The sequence below is a fragment of the Burkholderia pyrrocinia genome, assembly GCF_022809715.1.
In the GTDB taxonomy this organism is placed as follows: domain Bacteria; phylum Pseudomonadota; class Gammaproteobacteria; order Burkholderiales; family Burkholderiaceae; genus Burkholderia; species Burkholderia pyrrocinia_C.
In genome coordinates, this window is record NZ_CP094460.1 from 417,422 (window position 1) to 431,468 (window position 14,047).

The window sequence follows — 14,047 nt, forward strand, 5'->3', positions numbered from 1 at the left end:
TCCACCACGCGTTACCGAATCATCCACAGGAGCCAAACAAGATGAACAAGCCGCATTCGTTCCCGATGTTCCGTCCGCGCGCGCTGATCGTCGCGGGCGCCAGCGCGTTCGCGCTGTCGGCCGCGCTGCCCGCATTCGCGCAGCAAACCGCGGTGATCGCGGTCGGCGAGACGTTCACGACGATGGACCCGTACGATTCGAACGACACCGTGTCGCAGGCTGCCGCGAAGTCGTTCTACGAGGGATTGTTCGGCTTCGACAAGGACATGAAGCTCGTCAACGTGCTCGCGACGAGCTATACGGCGTCGCCGGATGCGAAGGTCTATACCGTCAAGCTGCGCCAGGGCGTGAAGTTCCAGGACGGCACCGATTTCAACGCGGACGCGGTGAAGGTGGTGTTCGACCGCGTGACCGATCCGGCGAACAAGCTCAAGCGCTACAACCTGTTCCGCGTGATCGAGAAGACCGAGGTCGTCGATCCCTACACGGTGCGGTTCACGCTGCGCGAGCCGTTCTCGGCGTTCGTCAACACGCTCGCGCATCCGTCCGCGGTGATGATCTCGCCGACGGCGCTGAAGAAATGGGGCCGCGAGATCGGCCTGCATCCGGTCGGCACCGGGCCGTTCGAGTTCGTCGAGTGGAAGCAGACCGACGACATGAAGGTGAAGAAATACGCCGGCTACTGGAAGAAGGGCTATCCGAAGATCGACATGATCGACTGGAAGCCCGTGATCGACAACAACACGCGTGCGGCGCTGATGAAGGCCGGCCAGGCGGATCTGGCGTTCCGGATTCCGTACGAGCAGGTCGCGGACCTGAAGACCAATCCCAAGCTCGACGTGATCGAGCGGCCGTCGATCGTCGTGCGCTACATCTCGCTGAACACGCTGCAGAAGCCGTTCGACAATCCGAAGGTGCGCCAGGCGCTCAACTACGCGATCAACAAGGATGCGCTCGCGAAGGTCGCGTTCTCGGGCTTCGCGACGCCGGCGCCGGGCGTCGTGCCGCCGGGTGTCGAGTATGCGACGAAGACCGGCCCCTGGCCGTATGACCCGGCGAAGGCGCGCACGCTGCTGAAGGAGGCAGGCTATCCGAACGGCTTCGAATCGACGCTCTGGTCCGGCTACAACAACACGACGTCGCAGAAGGTGATCCAGTTCGTCCAGCAGCAGCTCGCGCAGGTCGGCGTGAAGGTGCAGGTGCAGGCGCTCGAATCGGGCGAGCGCGTCGCGAAGGTCGAGAGCGCGCAGGACCCGGCGAGCGCACCGGTGCGGATGTTCTACATCGGCTGGTCGTCGTCGACCGGCGAGGCGAACTGGGCGCTGACGCCGCTGCTCGCGTCCGCGTCGAAGCCGCCGAAGCTGTTCAATACCGCGTACTACCAGAACGGCATCTTCGACGACGCGCTGGAGAAGGCGCTGGCGACCACCGACCGCGCGAAGAAGGCCGAGTACTACGCCACCGCACAGAAGCAGATCTGGGCCGACGCGCCGTGGATCTTCCTCGTGCAGGAGAAGATCGTCTACGCGCGCAGCAAGCGCCTGCAAGGCATGTACGTGATGCCGGACGGTTCGTTCAACTTCGACGAAATCTCGCTGAAATAAGCGCGTTCGCGCGCGTCACGGCGCGCCGGCTGCGGGATGCCGGCGCGCCGCACTGGTTCGGTGCCCTATGCTGAATTTCATCATCAAACGCCTGTTCGGCCTGCTGCCCACGCTCGCGATCGTCGCGGTGCTGGTGTTCCTGTTCGTGCACCTGCTGCCGGGCGATCCCGCGCGGCTCGCGGCCGGCGCCGAAGCCGACGACGCGACGGTCGCGCTCGTGCGCGCCGATCTCGGGCTCGACAAGCCGATGCCAGCCCAGTTCGCGAACTTCTTCGTGAAGATCGCGCACGGCGACTTCGGCGTGTCGACGCGCAGCAAGCGGCCGGTATCGACCGAGATCGGCGAGCGCTTCATGCCGACGCTGCTGCTGACGCTCGTCAGCATGGCGTGGGCGACGCTGTTCGGGATGGCGATCGGGATCGCGTCGGCGGTGTGGCGCAATCGCTGGCCCGACCGCATCGGTATGACGATCGCGGTGTCGGGCATCTCGTTTCCCGCATTCGCGCTCGGCATGCTGCTGATGGAGATCTTCTCGGTGAAGCTCGGCTGGCTGCCGGTCGTGCCGGACGGCACGTGGAAGAGCTACGTGCTGCCGTCGGTGACGCTCGGCGCCGCGGTCGCGGCCGTGATGGCACGCTTCACGCGCGCGTCGTTCGTCGAGGTGCTGAACGAGGATTTCGTGCGCACCGCGCGCGCGAAGGGCGTGCACGAGCCGATGGTCGTGCTCAAGCACTGCCTGCGCAACGCGATGATCCCGGTCGTCACGATGATGGGGCTGCAGTTCGGCTTCCTGCTCGGCGGCTCGATCGTCGTCGAGGCCGTGTTCAACTGGCCGGGACTCGGGCGCCTGCTCGTCGATTCGGTGACGATGCGCGACTACCCGGTGATCCAGGCGATCGTGCTGCTGTTCTCGCTCGAATTCATTCTGATCAACCTGACCGTCGACGTGCTGTACGCGGTCATCAACCCGACCATCCGGTTCAAGTGAGGCGCGTATGAACGCGACTGTCCAGACCGCGGCGCCTGCCGCATCGACCGCGATCCGCACGCCGTGGCGCGAATTCTGGCGCAAGTTCCGCAAGCAGACGGTGGCGCTCGTCGCGGGCGGCTTCGTGCTGGCGCTCGTCGTGCTGGCATTCGTCGGCCCGCACATCGTGCCGTTCGATCCGGAGAACTACTTCGACTACGACGCACTGAACGCGGGGCCGTCGGCCGTGCACTGGTTCGGCGTCGATTCGCTCGGCCGCGACATCTTCAGCCGGATCGTCACCGGCACGCGCATCTCGCTCGCGGCCGGCTTCTTCTCGGTCGCGCTCGGCGCGCTGATCGGCACGGTCTTCGGGCTGCTCGCCGGCTACTACGAAGGCTGGTGGGATCGCATCACGATGCGCATCGCCGACGTGCTGTTCGCGTTCCCGGGCATCCTGCTCGCGATCGGCGTGGTCGCGATTCTCGGCAACGGGATGATCAACGTGATCTGCGCGGTCGCAATCTTCAGCATTCCGGCGTTCGCCCGGCTCGTGCGCGGCAACACGCTGATGCTCAAGCACATGACCTACGTCGAAGCTGCACGCAGCATCGGCGCGTCGGACTGGACGATCATCATGCGGCACATCCTGCCGGGCACCGTGTCGTCGGTCGTCGTCTACTTCACGATGCGGATCGGCACGTCGATCATCACGGCCGCGAGCCTGTCGTTCCTCGGGCTCGGCGCGCAGCCGCCGACGCCGGAGTGGGGCGCGATGCTCAACGAGGCGCGCGCGGACATGGTGACGGCGCCGCACGTCGCGATTTTCCCCAGCCTCGCGATCTTCCTGACCGTGCTCGCGTTCAACCTGCTCGGCGACGGGCTGCGCGACGCGCTCGATCCGAAGCTGGAGCGCCGCTGATGCCAGCTGCACCGATGTGGGCCGCGACGCAGCCGGCCGGGCCGCGCGGCACGATCGCCGACGTGCCGGGCGTGACGGTCGGCCATTGCACGCTCGATGCCGGCAACGTGCAGACCGGCGTGACCGTCGTGAAGCCGCATCAGGGCGACGTGTACCGCAGCAAGGTGCCGGCCGGCGCGGCCGTGATCAACGGTTTCGGCAAGAGCGTCGGGCTCGTGCAGGTCGACGAGCTCGGCACGCTCGATACGCCGATCGCGCTGACCAACACGTTCGGCGTCGGCGCGGTCGCGCAGGCGCAGATCCGCGCGGCGATCGCCGCGAATCCGCAGGTCGGCCGCGACTGGCCGACCGTCAATCCGCTCGTGTTCGAGTGCAACGACGGTTATCTAAACGATATCCAGGCGTTCGCGGTCACCGCCGCGCATTACGACGACGCATGCCGCGCCGCGTCGCGCGACGTCGCACGCGGCGCGGTGGGCGCCGGGCGCGGGATGTCGTGTTTCGACCTGAAGGGCGGGATCGGTTCGGCGTCGCGCGTCGTCGTCGCGGCCGGCCGGCCTTATACGGTCGGCGCGCTCGTGCTCGCGAATTTCGGCCGGCTGCCGATGCTGACGCTCGGCGGCGTGCCGCTCGGGCGCATCGTCGCGCAACGGCGTGCGGCCGGGGCTGCGCACGCGGCGCCCCCCGAGCAGGGCTCGATCATCCTGTTGCTCGCGACCGATGCGCCCCTCGACGCGCGGCAGTTGTCGCGGCTCGCACGCCGCGCGGCCGCGGGGTTGGCCCGCACGGGTTCCGTCTACGGGCATGGCAGCGGCGACATCGCGCTCGCATTCTCGACCGCGTACACGATCGCGCACGACGCGTCGACCATCGCGCTGCCGGCCCTCGTGGCCGATGCAGCGCTCGACCCGCTGTTCATGGCCGCGGCCGAAAGCGTCGAGCATGCGATCGCCGATGCATTGCTGCAGGCCGTGACGGTCGCCGGGCGCGACGGCCACGTGCGGCAATCGCTGCGCGATGCTGTGCCCGATCTCGATCATCTGTTCAACGAACACAACGAAGGGCGTCTTACCCAGTCATGAAGATCCTGATCTCGACCGACATCGAGGGCGTCGCCGGCGTATTCGCCACCGAGCAGACGCGCGCCGGCAATCCGGAATACGAGCGCGCGCGCCGCTGGATGACCGCCGAGGCGAACGCGGCGATCGAAGGCGCGTTCGCGGGCGGCGCGCAGGCCGTCTGGGTCAACGATTCGCATGGCGGCTATCGCAACCTGCTGCCCGACGGGCTCGATGCACGCTCACGCGTCGTGCTCGGCAAGCCGCGCACGCTCGGGATGATGGCGGGCCTCGAACAGCAGCCGGACCTCGTGTTCATGATCGGCTATCACGCGAAATCGCAGACGCGCGGCGTGCTTGCGCACACGATCAACAGTTTCGCGTTCACGCAGGTATGGCTGAACGGCGTCGAGCTCGGCGAAGCCGGGCTGTACGGCGCGCTGGCGCGCGAATATGGCGCGCACGTCGTACTGGCAACCGGCGACGACGTGTTCGCCGAGGAAACGCAGCCGCTGTTTCCGGACGCACGTTTCGAGACGGTCAAGACGGCCGGCGGCGCATCGAGCGGCGACACGCTCACGCCTGCCGCGTCGTGTGCGCGCATCGCGACCGCCGCGCGCGAAACGGTCGCGCACGCGCTGTCGGCGGGCTTGCGCGCCGGCACTCATCGGCCCGCGCCGGCCGCTTGCACGCTGCGCGTGCAGACGGCCGCGCTGGCCGACCTGTTCTGCGTGCTGCCGTCGCTCGAGCGCGTCGATGCGGTGACGCTGCGCTTCGACGGGCCGTCGGTCGAGCATGTGGTGCGCACGCTGAACAGCCTGTCGGCGATGTCGTTCATGCTGCGGTGATGCGTGCCGCAACGATGCCGCTTGCGTGCGGCGGGTCAGTCGATGGCGGCGGGGTGTGCCGTCGCGGCGAGCAGGAACGCCTCCATCGCCGCGACCAGCGCGAGCGGCGTCTCGTTCATCGGATAGTGGCCCGCGTTGCGCAGCACGTCGACGCTGGCGCGCGGATAGCGCCGCAGGTAGGTTCGCGCCATCAGCGCCGCGTCGAACGCCGGATCGTGCTCGCCGATCAGCACTTTCACCGGATGGACGCCCACGATCCCGTCGCTGAAATCCGTATTGGCCCACGCGCGAAAGTACGCGCCGAACGCGTGCGGCGACGAACAGGCTGCCGAATACGCGGCTTTCCACTCGACCCAGGCGGCGGGTAGCCGGCCGCCCGTGCTGCGATCGATGATGGTCCTGCGATCGGCAAGATTGTCGGCGGCGCGCTCGAATAGCGCGCGCCGCTCGGCGTCGAACGGCAGGCCGCCGCACGGCACGGGCGCGATCGGCACCAGCGCGCGCACGCGGTCGGGTGCGACGGCGGCGATCTTCTCGATCGCCATGCCGCCCATCGAATGGCCGACGAGGCTGAAGGCCGGGAAGCCGAGCGCGTCGGCGAGCGCGAGGGCATCGGCGGCGATCTCGTCGATCGTGTAGTCGCCGCGTGCGTCGCGCATGCGGCCGTAGCCGCGGTAGTCCATGAACACATAGCTGAAGTGCTCGCGCGACAGCCACGCTTCGACGGGTTCGAACGCGCGGGCGTCGCCGAACCAGCCGTGCAGCACGAGAACAGGGTGAGGGCCGTCCCCCACGCGATGAAACGTATTCGGCATGTCCGCTCCGATGAGGTTGCAATCCGGCCGATCAGGCCGGCGGGTCTTGCGGCCGTCAGGTCGCGCAAGCGTGGAGCGGATCGTAGATCGATCGAAGGAGACCCGCCTTCGATATCGGGTCATTGATGATGGAATTCGGGCCGTGAGAAATACGCTGCTAGATCCCTACGAACACATTCCCCGGAGCGTGGTCGTAACCGCCAACGACTATGCGGCGGGCACGACGTTTCCGGAACACGCGCACGGGCGCGGGCAATTCGCGTTCGCGTCGCGCGGCACGATCAGCGTGTCGACGCCGCACGGCCGCTGGCTGGTGCCGCCGCAGCGCGCATGCTGGGTACCGGCCGGCGTGCGGCACGAAATGACGATGACCGGGCCGGTCACGATGCTCAACGCGTTCGTGTCCGGCGACGCCGCGCAGGAGGCCGGCCTGCCCGGGCAGTGCGGCGTGTATGGCGTGTCCGCGCTGCTGCGGCAGCTGATCGACGATGCGATCGACCTGCCGGCCATGTACGACGTAGACGGCCGCGCGGGCAAGCTGATGGCGCTGCTGATCGCGGAAATCGCGACGATGCCGCGCCTGTCGCTGCATGCGCCGCTGCCGGCCGACGCACGGCTCGCGAAGGTGTGCCGGCACCTGTTCGCGTCGCCGTCGATCGCGGCCGATCTCGACCGGGTGGCCGCCGACGCGGGCGTGAGCCGGCGCACGTTCACGCGGCAGTTCCGCGCGCAGACGGGCGTGAGTTTTGCCGCATGGCGCCAGCAGGTGTGCATGCTCGCGGCGATTTCCCGCCTGAGCGACGGGCAGCCGGTGACGCGCGTCGCGCTCGATCTCGGGTATGCGAGCGCGAGCGCGTTCACGTCGGCGTTTCGCCGCATTCTGGGCGACACGCCAAGCCGGTATCTGGAGATTCGGCGCTAGGCGGAAGGAGTCGGCGCCACGCCCGTTCGTCCGTCACAGCCGCAAAAAAATACGCGCCTGCCCGATTCGGTCAGACGCGTTTAAAGGCACTCGGTCAGAAAAAAAACGCGCACGGCCAGCAGGGCTGGTGTCGCGCATTGCCTGCGAGATTATTTCTCTTTTAGATTTAATCCTGCTGGCTCGTTGTGGATACCAAAGAATACGCCGCATAACGCGCAAACGATATCCTGTCGGCCCGACGATTCATGTGCTGTCGCAGCATGCGTTTCAATCGCGCGTTTGATGTGGGGGCAGAAGGCCGGAGCAACGGACATCGGCAACTGTGTCCCGGTGTGCTGCGGCGCAGCATCGAAAGATTGCGACTGGATAGAAAAAACGCCGCGTGGCGCGATGCCTGTCGGTATCGCGCCACGCGGCGGTGCGTCTGCATCCGGAACCGGCCTGTGCCGGCACGTGCGTCAAACGTCGAAGAACACCGTCTCGTCGGGCCCCTGCATGCGGATGTCGAAGCGGTAGACGATCGGGCGGCCCGGCTGCGCGTCGCGTTTCGCGACGAGCGTCGCACGGCGCTCGGCCGGCACTGCGTTCAGCACGGGGTCGGCTGCGTTCGCCGCGGCTTCGTCGTCGAAGTACACGCGCGTGAATGCATGGGAGAGGATCCCGCGCATCATCACGGTCACGTTGACGTGCGGCGCTTCGTCGGCGGCGATGCGGCCCGGCTTCACCGTCTCGACGACGAAGCGGTGCTGCGCATCGGTGCCCGTGCCGACTCGCGCGAAACCGGTGAAGCCGGATTTCGCGATGTCGCCGCGCGACGTCGGGTAGCGGCCCGCGCCGTCCACCTGCGTGAATTCGAGCACCGCGTCGCCGACGACGTTGCCGTCGCCGTCGAACACCTGGCCGACCAGCAGCACGTGCTCGCCTTCGGCGTGCGACGCGGCGATCGTCGGCGTGAACAGGCTTTTCAGGTCGTAGTCGTATTGCTGCGGGCACAGGCCGTACGCGAAGTACGGGCCGACCGTCTGCGAAGGGGTTTGCTTCAGCGTCGTCATGGTTCAGCGCTCCATCGGGGTAGCGTCGCGGCCGCGCAGCACGATGTCGAATTCGTAGCCGAGCGCATAGCCTTCTTCGGTGATGTCCATCGAGAAGCGCGAGATCAGGCGATCGCGCGCGGCCTCGGGCGTGCCCTGGAAGATCGGGTCGTACGCGAGCAGCGGGTCGCCGGGGAAGTACATCTGCGTGACGAGACGCGAGCCGAAGTAATCGCCGAACAGCGAGAAGTGGATGTGATTCGGGCGCCACGCGTTCGGATGGTTGCCCCACGGATACGCGCCGGGCTTGATCGTCAGGAAGCGGTAGCGGCCTTCGTCGTCGGTCAGGCAGCGGCCCGCGCCGAGGAAGTTCGGGTCGAGCGGCGCGTCGTGCTGGTCGACCTTGTGCACGTAGCGGCCGGCCGCGTTTGCCTGCCACACCTCGACGAGCGTGTTGCGCACGGGCTTGCCGCCTTCGTCGAGCACGCGGCCCGTGACGACCATGCGCTCGCCGAGCGGCTCGCCGTTCTTCACGGCATTCTTCGTCAGGTCGTGGTCGAGTGCGCCGAGATCTTCAGCGCCGTAGACGGGCGCGTACTGGTCGCGCAGCTTGTCCTTCAGCGGGATCAGCGGGCGGGTCGGGCCGCGCTTCACCGACGAGCGGTATTCGGGGTGGACATAGGCCGGATGCGACGGCCAGTCGCGCGGCGTGAGGATCGTGGGGGAATCCATCGGGCGTCTCCTGATAGGTATTTCGCGAAGTGCGATGGCAGGACTTTAGCCAATCCAGGAAGTTATGAAAAATGACCTTTTTTCGCGAGAAGCATAACCATTCGTTATGTGCGATGCGCCAATGAAAAATCCGCCGGACAGGATGCCTGTCCGGCGGATGAAAGCGATCGGGCTTTGCGTCGTCGGTGACGACCCCGTGCACGGCCCTCCAGCCAGCCCGTCGCTATTTTTTGTCTTTTGTTCTTGTTGTTATCCGGCCTCCCCGAGCCTGCCCGTCGTCATTTGTGGCCGGGATCGAACACGATCCCGTCGAATTCGAGCGACAGCGTGCCGCTGCGCAGCAGTGCGGCCGGTGTCGCGGCCCGGTCGGCGCCGAGCACATCGTTCACGTACTGCGCGCAGAACCCGCGCCGCACCCGCAGGTTGAAGCGGTTGCCGAGCAAAGCGTCGATCCGCTGTTCGGCCATTGCATGCAACCGGCGCTGCTCGTCGGCGGTCGGTGCCGCGACGCGGCGCGCCAGCGCGATGCGTCCGCCGTCGGCATGGGCGACGAAGCGCGACAGCGGCGTGAGCTTCGTCCACGCAAACGCGGGCTCGGCGATCACGGGTTCGTCGCCCGACGTATCGACGACGATGCCGAAACGATTGGCCCATGCGCCCGTCGTGCCTGCCGCGTTGCGCGGCGAGCCGGCCGGCACACGGATGAACACGAGATCGCCGACATGCGCGCCGGCGGCCAGCGTGCGGACGGTGGCGAGCGGCATCGTGCGATCCGTGTCGCGTGCATCGCGCGGTGCGGTGTGCTGCGGTTCGTAAGCGGCGGTTTCGGTTCGGGTGGCCATTTCGGCTCCGTCGTTGAGTGACAGGACGGAGCGGATTATGCAGACAAGTATCCAAAAGTGTTCATCTTCATGCGGAGGTAGCCTAATATCCGACCTTGAGCATCGTTTTTCGATACCAAAATGACCGAAACCGCCCAACTCATCGAAACGCTGAAGCGCCAGTTGAAGGCGCAGGGAATGACCTACCGCGACGTGGCGCGTGCGCTCGACGTTTCCGAGACGAGCGTGAAGCGGCTGTTCGCGAGCGGCCGCTTTACGCTGGAGCGCGTCGCGGAGATCGCGCAGTTGCTCGGCTATACGCTGGCCGAGCTCGTGCAGGAGGCATCGGCGTCGGCGCCGAGGCTGCACGTGCTGACCGAGCAGCAGGAGGCGCTGCTCGTGTCGGACGAGAAGCTGCTGCTCGTCGCCGTCTGCGCGATCAACTACTGGACCGTGCAGGACATCGTGTCGGCCTATCGATTGACGAAGGCCGAGTGCGTGAAATACCTGTTGATGCTCGACCGGATGAATGTCGTCGCGCTGCTGCCGGGCGACCGGATTCGCGTGCGCGTCGCGCGCGATTTCGACTGGCTGCCCGGCGGGCCGATCCGTCGTTATTTCCATGCGCACGCGCTCGGCGATTTCCTCGACAGCCGTTTCGACGGCGCGGGCGAGACGATGACGTTCTCGCAAGGGATGCTGACGGAGGCGGCCGCCGCGGAACTCGAACTGGAATTGCGCCGGCTGCGCAGCAAGGCGGCCGCGCTGCATGCGGAATCGTCGTCAGCGCCGCTCGGGCAGAAGCACGGGACGGGCTTGCTGATCGCGAAGCGGGTCTGGGAGCCGACCGGTTTCCATGCGCTGCGGCGTGCCGCGTGACGTGTCACCGAATGCTTGGGCTTATCCGGAAAGTTATGCAAAATGGCATTTCATCGTCATTCGCATAACCACCCGTTATGAATAACCGTATCGCCGACGGCCGCGTCAAGTTTCGGCACCTGCAGTGCTTTCTCGCGGTCGCGCAGCTGGGCGGCGTGCAGAAGGCGGCCGAAAGCCTGTCGATCACGCAGCCGGCCGTGTCGAAGACGATCGCCGAACTGGAGGCGATCCTCGGCGTGAAGCTGTTCGAGCGCGGCCGGCAGGGCGCGCAGCCGACCCGCGAAGCGCAGTTGTTCATGCCGCACGCGAATGCGTGCGTGCTGGCGCTGCGGCAGGGTGTCGGGCTGCTCGCGCGCGAGGGCGGGGCCGCTGCCGCGACGCTGGAAATCGGCATGCTGCCGACTGTCGCGGCATCGCTTGCGCCCGCGTTGATGAAGGCGCTGGCGGAGCGCTGGCCGCGCATCGTCGTGCGGATCGCGACGGCCGCGAACGCCGATCTGCTCGAGCGCCTGAAGTCCGGTGCGATCGAATGCGCGATCGGGCGACTGTCGGAACCGGAGCGGATGATCGGGCTCGCGTTCGAGCAGTTGTACAACGAGCCGCTCGTCGCGGTCGTGCGCGCAGGGCACCCGCTGCTGTCGAGCACGGCGCCGGCCACCGAGCTCGCGCGCTATCCGGTCGTGCTGCCGCCGTACGGCACGCTGATCCGCCAGTCGGCCGAGCAACTGCTCGGCACATGCGGCGTGCCGCCGCTGGATTCGTTCATCGAGGTGCTGTCGGTCTCGGTCGCGCGCGCGCTGGCGCTCGAGAACGACGCGGTCTGGTTCGTGCCGCTCTACGCGGCCGAATACGATCTGTCGGCCGGTGCGCTGGCGCGCCTGCCGCTGCCGTCCGCGGGTACCGACGAGCCGGTCGGGCTCATTCTGCGCACCGATGCGCAGCCGTCGCCGGTCGCACGGACGCTGATCGATGCCGTGCGCGACATCGCGCGGTCGCGGTTCGGCGACAAGCGCCCGCACCGGACGCCACGCGCCGCGCGCAAGCCGGGGCGCGGCGATCGCTGATCCTTCGTGCCGGGCGACAGCCCGGCTCAGTCTTTTTCTCCGTTTCCGGATTGGCCATCCGGCCAGTAGCCGTCCTCGCGGTGCTTGGCATATCGTATCGTTTTTGGTACGATCGGTGACAAGACGATGGCGAGACAGCAGATTCAGGTCACGCTCGGCGTGCGGTTCTTCAGCACGGCATGCGGCAACGAGCCGGTACGCGAATGGCTCAAGGCGCTTGAGCGCGCGGAGCGAAGGGCGATCGGCGAAGAGATCAAAACCGTTCAATTCGGCTGGCCGCTCGGCATGCCACTGGTTCGGAAGATGGCGAAGGATCTGTGGGAGATCAGGATCGTGCTGCCCACGCGCAACGCTCGTGTCCTCTTCACGGTTGTCGGCGACACGATGGTCCTGCTGCACGGGTTCATCAAGAAGTCGCCGGCCACGCCGTCGGACGATCTCGACGTCACCGTCGCGCGCCTGACAGCGCTGACGCACGCCATTTGAATTCCCGGTTGCGCCGGAACGCACCGTCTCCGACGGTCGGGCAGCCGCAACGCCATGCACTGGAGTACGACATGACGACCACGAACAACCCGCATATCGGCAGCGATTTCGATACCTTCCTCGAAGAGGACGGCAATCTCGAAGCGGCCACCGCCACCGCGATCAAGCGCGTGATCGCGTGGCAGATCGGGCAGGAAATGAAGGCGCAGCACATCACGAAAACCGCGATGGCCGCGCGGATGAAAACCAGCCGTGCCGCGCTCAACCGGCTGCTCGACGAAACCGACACGAGCCTCACGCTGGCGACGCTCGCGAGCGCGGCCGCAGCACTCGGCAAACGGCTCAGCTTCGAGCTGGTGCCGGCCTGACCGGCGTGACGAAACGGCGCGCGGTCGGTTTGCGGCGATCGTCCGCGTGATGCGTGCAGCGAATTGGCCGGTGATCCGGCCTGCGAGTCACCGGCGCGTCGCCGTGAGCGGGCAGGCGTCGGCCCAGGCGCATTCGGCGGGTCATTTGCGCGGCCCGGTCACCTGCAGATAAAGCAGCGCGCCGCCCGCGAGCAGCAGCGGGCACAGCAGATACCAGCCCGTCGTCAGGAACAGCCCGGCAACCGCAACCAGCGAAATCCACGCGCAGCGGTAAGCGATGCCGCCGCGCGGCAGCAACTTCAGCGCGGCGGCAGCACCGAGCCCATACACCATCACGAAACACCCGGACGTCACGAGCACGAGCGGTTTCGGCCCGACGTCCGAGATCGTCGTCGCGGCCAGCGCGACGGCCGCGAGCACGGCGATCACGCCGAGGCTGCGGCGCGGGACGCCGCCGACCTGGCTGCCTTGCGCGAGCCACGCGGGCAATGCGCCGTCGCGCCCGAGCGCCGCGCCGAGCTTGGCCGCGCCCGCGAAATACGCGTTCATCGTGCCGAGCGTGAGCAGCAGCGCGGCCGCGGCCGCGAGCACCTGCGCGTGGCCGCCGATGCCGCCCGCGATCAGTTCGGCGAGCGGTGCGCCCGATGCGCCTGCAGACGGCCCGAGCACCGTCACGCTCGCGGCGGCGACCGACAGATACAGGAACCCGACGACCACGACCGCGATGCCGGCCGAGCGCGGCATGTCGTGCGCGGGCCGGCGGAATTCGGCCGCGAGATGCGTGATCGCTTCCCAGCCGGCGAAGCTCCACACGAGCAGCGCGGCAGCCTGGCCGACCGCGAGCCAGCCGTGCGGCGCGAACGGCTGCAGGTTCGAGGTGCGCGCATGCGGCGCGGACGCCAGCACCGCGGCGAGCAGCAGCGCGACGAGCAGTGCCGACAGTACGAGCTGCATGCGGCCTGATACGGTGACGCCGAATGCATTCGCGGCCGACACGGTGGCGATCAGTGCGGCAGCCGTGACGATGACCGTCGTGTGCCCGCCGCCCGTGACGGCCGCGACGTACGCGCCGCCGAACATCGCGGCGGCCGGCGCGCCGGCCGGCACCGCAAAGTAGAAGCACCAGCCGACGATCGCCGCCGCCTTCGGCCCGAATGCGCGCCGTGCGTAGGTCGACACGCCGCCCGCGTCGGGATAGCGTGCGCCGAGTGCGGCGAAGGTGGCCGCGAGCGGCCCGGACAGCACGACGAGCGCAGCCCACGCGAGCAGCGACGCCGGGCCGGCGACCTCGGCGGCCAGCGCAGGCAACGCGATCACGCCGGTGCCGAGCACCGCGCCGATATACAGTGCGGCACCCTGGAAAATGGTCAGCGAGCCCGCGTGATGAGCGGCGGGCGAGTCGGCATGCGCAGGCATGAGCGGCAGTCTCCGGAAGTCTTGTTGTGTGTGGGCGCGGGAGCCCGCGCGGTCAATCGCACGATGCTACCCGAACGATGGCGGCAGCGCGGCCCGGCGATCAGTAGTCTGCGC

General features: G+C 67.6%; 15 protein-coding genes. 10 read left to right on the forward strand and 5 right to left on the reverse strand.

Going from position 1 to position 14,047, the window contains the following annotated elements; all coding sequences use genetic code 11:
• Positions 1-41 precede the first annotated feature (41 nt).
• The 5 genes from gsiB to MRS60_RS18750 all read left to right on the forward strand — a co-directional run bounded on the left by gsiB (position 42) and on the right by MRS60_RS18750 (position 5,399).
• Positions 42-1,604 (forward strand): glutathione ABC transporter substrate-binding protein GsiB, encoded by a 1,563-nt coding sequence (gsiB, locus tag MRS60_RS18730; RefSeq protein ID WP_034179759.1) that lies wholly within the window; start codon positions 42-44, stop codon positions 1,602-1,604.
• A 67-nt stretch (positions 1,605-1,671) separates the two neighbouring features.
• Positions 1,672-2,592, forward strand: a complete 921-nt coding sequence (gene gsiC / locus MRS60_RS18735; RefSeq protein WP_243566380.1) for a glutathione ABC transporter permease GsiC — start codon at positions 1,672-1,674, stop codon at positions 2,590-2,592.
• A gap of 7 nt (positions 2,593-2,599) precedes the next feature.
• On the forward strand, positions 2,600-3,493 hold the full coding sequence (gsiD, locus tag MRS60_RS18740; RefSeq protein WP_072436596.1) for a glutathione ABC transporter permease GsiD: 894 nt from the start codon (positions 2,600-2,602) through the stop codon (positions 3,491-3,493).
• Positions 3,493-4,575 (forward strand): P1 family peptidase, encoded by a 1,083-nt coding sequence (locus tag MRS60_RS18745; RefSeq protein WP_131948702.1) that lies wholly within the window; start codon positions 3,493-3,495, stop codon positions 4,573-4,575. The genes gsiD and MRS60_RS18745 overlap by 1 nt, the downstream gene beginning before the upstream one ends.
• Complete coding sequence (locus tag MRS60_RS18750; protein WP_175748532.1) at positions 4,572-5,399, forward strand: M55 family metallopeptidase; 828 nt, start codon at positions 4,572-4,574, stop codon at positions 5,397-5,399. The genes MRS60_RS18745 and MRS60_RS18750 overlap by 4 nt, the downstream gene beginning before the upstream one ends.
• A 35-nt stretch (positions 5,400-5,434) precedes the next feature.
• On the opposite strand, the gene MRS60_RS18755 is transcribed toward MRS60_RS18750, so the two are convergent.
• A complete protein-coding gene (locus MRS60_RS18755; protein WP_243566381.1) occupies positions 5,435-6,214 on the reverse strand; it encodes an alpha/beta fold hydrolase in 780 nt (259 codons plus the stop codon).
• 142 nt (positions 6,215-6,356) lie between these two features.
• Here MRS60_RS18755 and MRS60_RS18760 point away from each other — a divergent pair, with 142 nt between their 5' ends.
• Positions 6,357-7,136, forward strand: a complete 780-nt coding sequence (locus tag MRS60_RS18760) for an AraC family transcriptional regulator (protein WP_034179753.1) — start codon at positions 6,357-6,359, stop codon at positions 7,134-7,136.
• A gap of 458 nt (positions 7,137-7,594) precedes the next feature.
• Here MRS60_RS18760 and pcaG read toward each other — a convergent pair whose 3' ends face one another.
• The 3 genes from pcaG to MRS60_RS18775 all read right to left on the reverse strand — a co-directional run bounded on the left by pcaG (position 7,595) and on the right by MRS60_RS18775 (position 9,741).
• Positions 7,595-8,188 (reverse strand): protocatechuate 3,4-dioxygenase subunit alpha, encoded by a 594-nt coding sequence (gene pcaG, locus MRS60_RS18765; protein ID WP_243566382.1) that lies wholly within the window; start codon positions 8,186-8,188, stop codon positions 7,595-7,597.
• A 3-nt stretch (positions 8,189-8,191) separates the two neighbouring features.
• Positions 8,192-8,899, reverse strand: a complete 708-nt coding sequence (pcaH, locus tag MRS60_RS18770; RefSeq protein WP_034179751.1) for a protocatechuate 3,4-dioxygenase subunit beta — start codon at positions 8,897-8,899, stop codon at positions 8,192-8,194.
• A gap of 278 nt (positions 8,900-9,177) precedes the next feature.
• A complete protein-coding gene (locus MRS60_RS18775) occupies positions 9,178-9,741 on the reverse strand; it encodes a YiiX/YebB-like N1pC/P60 family cysteine hydrolase (RefSeq protein WP_217586789.1) in 564 nt (187 codons plus the stop codon).
• Between the two features lie 120 nt (positions 9,742-9,861).
• Here MRS60_RS18775 and MRS60_RS18780 point away from each other — a divergent pair, with 120 nt between their 5' ends.
• The 4 genes from MRS60_RS18780 to MRS60_RS18795 all read left to right on the forward strand — a co-directional run bounded on the left by MRS60_RS18780 (position 9,862) and on the right by MRS60_RS18795 (position 12,517).
• Positions 9,862-10,599 (forward strand): helix-turn-helix domain-containing protein, encoded by a 738-nt coding sequence (locus MRS60_RS18780; protein ID WP_243566383.1) that lies wholly within the window; start codon positions 9,862-9,864, stop codon positions 10,597-10,599.
• Between the two features lie 77 nt (positions 10,600-10,676).
• Complete coding sequence (gene pcaQ / locus MRS60_RS18785) at positions 10,677-11,663, forward strand: pca operon transcription factor PcaQ (RefSeq protein ID WP_034179748.1); 987 nt, start codon at positions 10,677-10,679, stop codon at positions 11,661-11,663.
• Positions 11,664-11,789: 126 nt separating this feature from the next.
• Positions 11,790-12,149, forward strand: a complete 360-nt coding sequence (locus MRS60_RS18790; protein WP_105391246.1) for a type II toxin-antitoxin system RelE/ParE family toxin — start codon at positions 11,790-11,792, stop codon at positions 12,147-12,149.
• Positions 12,150-12,220: 71 nt separating this feature from the next.
• Positions 12,221-12,517 carry an XRE family transcriptional regulator gene (locus MRS60_RS18795; protein WP_011355454.1) on the forward strand — a complete coding sequence of 99 codons (297 nt, stop codon included), beginning with the start codon at positions 12,221-12,223 and terminating at the stop codon, positions 12,515-12,517.
• Positions 12,518-12,658: 141 nt separating this feature from the next.
• Here MRS60_RS18795 and MRS60_RS18800 read toward each other — a convergent pair whose 3' ends face one another.
• Entirely contained in the window at positions 12,659-13,933 is a 1,275-nt protein-coding gene (locus MRS60_RS18800) for an APC family permease (protein WP_034179746.1), read from the reverse strand.
• Between the last annotated feature and the right edge of the window lie 114 nt (positions 13,934-14,047).

Coding starts and splice junctions, on each gene's coding strand:
- gsiD (WP_072436596.1), top strand. CDS start 2,600: ATGAACGCGACTGTCCAGACCGCGGCGCCTGCCGCATCGACCGCGATC.
- pcaQ (WP_034179748.1), top strand. CDS start 10,677: ATGAATAACCGTATCGCCGACGGCCGCGTCAAGTTTCGGCACCTGCAG.
- gsiC (WP_243566380.1), top strand. CDS start 1,672: ATGCTGAATTTCATCATCAAACGCCTGTTCGGCCTGCTGCCCACGCTC.
- MRS60_RS18790 (WP_105391246.1), top strand. CDS start 11,790: ATGGCGAGACAGCAGATTCAGGTCACGCTCGGCGTGCGGTTCTTCAGC.
- MRS60_RS18775 (WP_217586789.1), bottom strand. CDS start 9,741: ATGGCCACCCGAACCGAAACCGCCGCTTACGAACCGCAGCACACCGCA.
- MRS60_RS18755 (WP_243566381.1), bottom strand. CDS start 6,214: ATGCCGAATACGTTTCATCGCGTGGGGGACGGCCCTCACCCTGTTCTC.
- gsiB (WP_034179759.1), top strand. CDS start 42: ATGAACAAGCCGCATTCGTTCCCGATGTTCCGTCCGCGCGCGCTGATC.
- pcaH (WP_034179751.1), bottom strand. CDS start 8,899: ATGGATTCCCCCACGATCCTCACGCCGCGCGACTGGCCGTCGCATCCG.
- MRS60_RS18795 (WP_011355454.1), top strand. CDS start 12,221: ATGACGACCACGAACAACCCGCATATCGGCAGCGATTTCGATACCTTC.
- pcaG (WP_243566382.1), bottom strand. CDS start 8,188: ATGACGACGCTGAAGCAAACCCCTTCGCAGACGGTCGGCCCGTACTTC.
- MRS60_RS18745 (WP_131948702.1), top strand. CDS start 3,493: ATGCCAGCTGCACCGATGTGGGCCGCGACGCAGCCGGCCGGGCCGCGC.
- MRS60_RS18800 (WP_034179746.1), bottom strand. CDS start 13,933: ATGCCTGCGCATGCCGACTCGCCCGCCGCTCATCACGCGGGCTCGCTG.
- MRS60_RS18780 (WP_243566383.1), top strand. CDS start 9,862: ATGACCGAAACCGCCCAACTCATCGAAACGCTGAAGCGCCAGTTGAAG.
- MRS60_RS18750 (WP_175748532.1), top strand. CDS start 4,572: ATGAAGATCCTGATCTCGACCGACATCGAGGGCGTCGCCGGCGTATTC.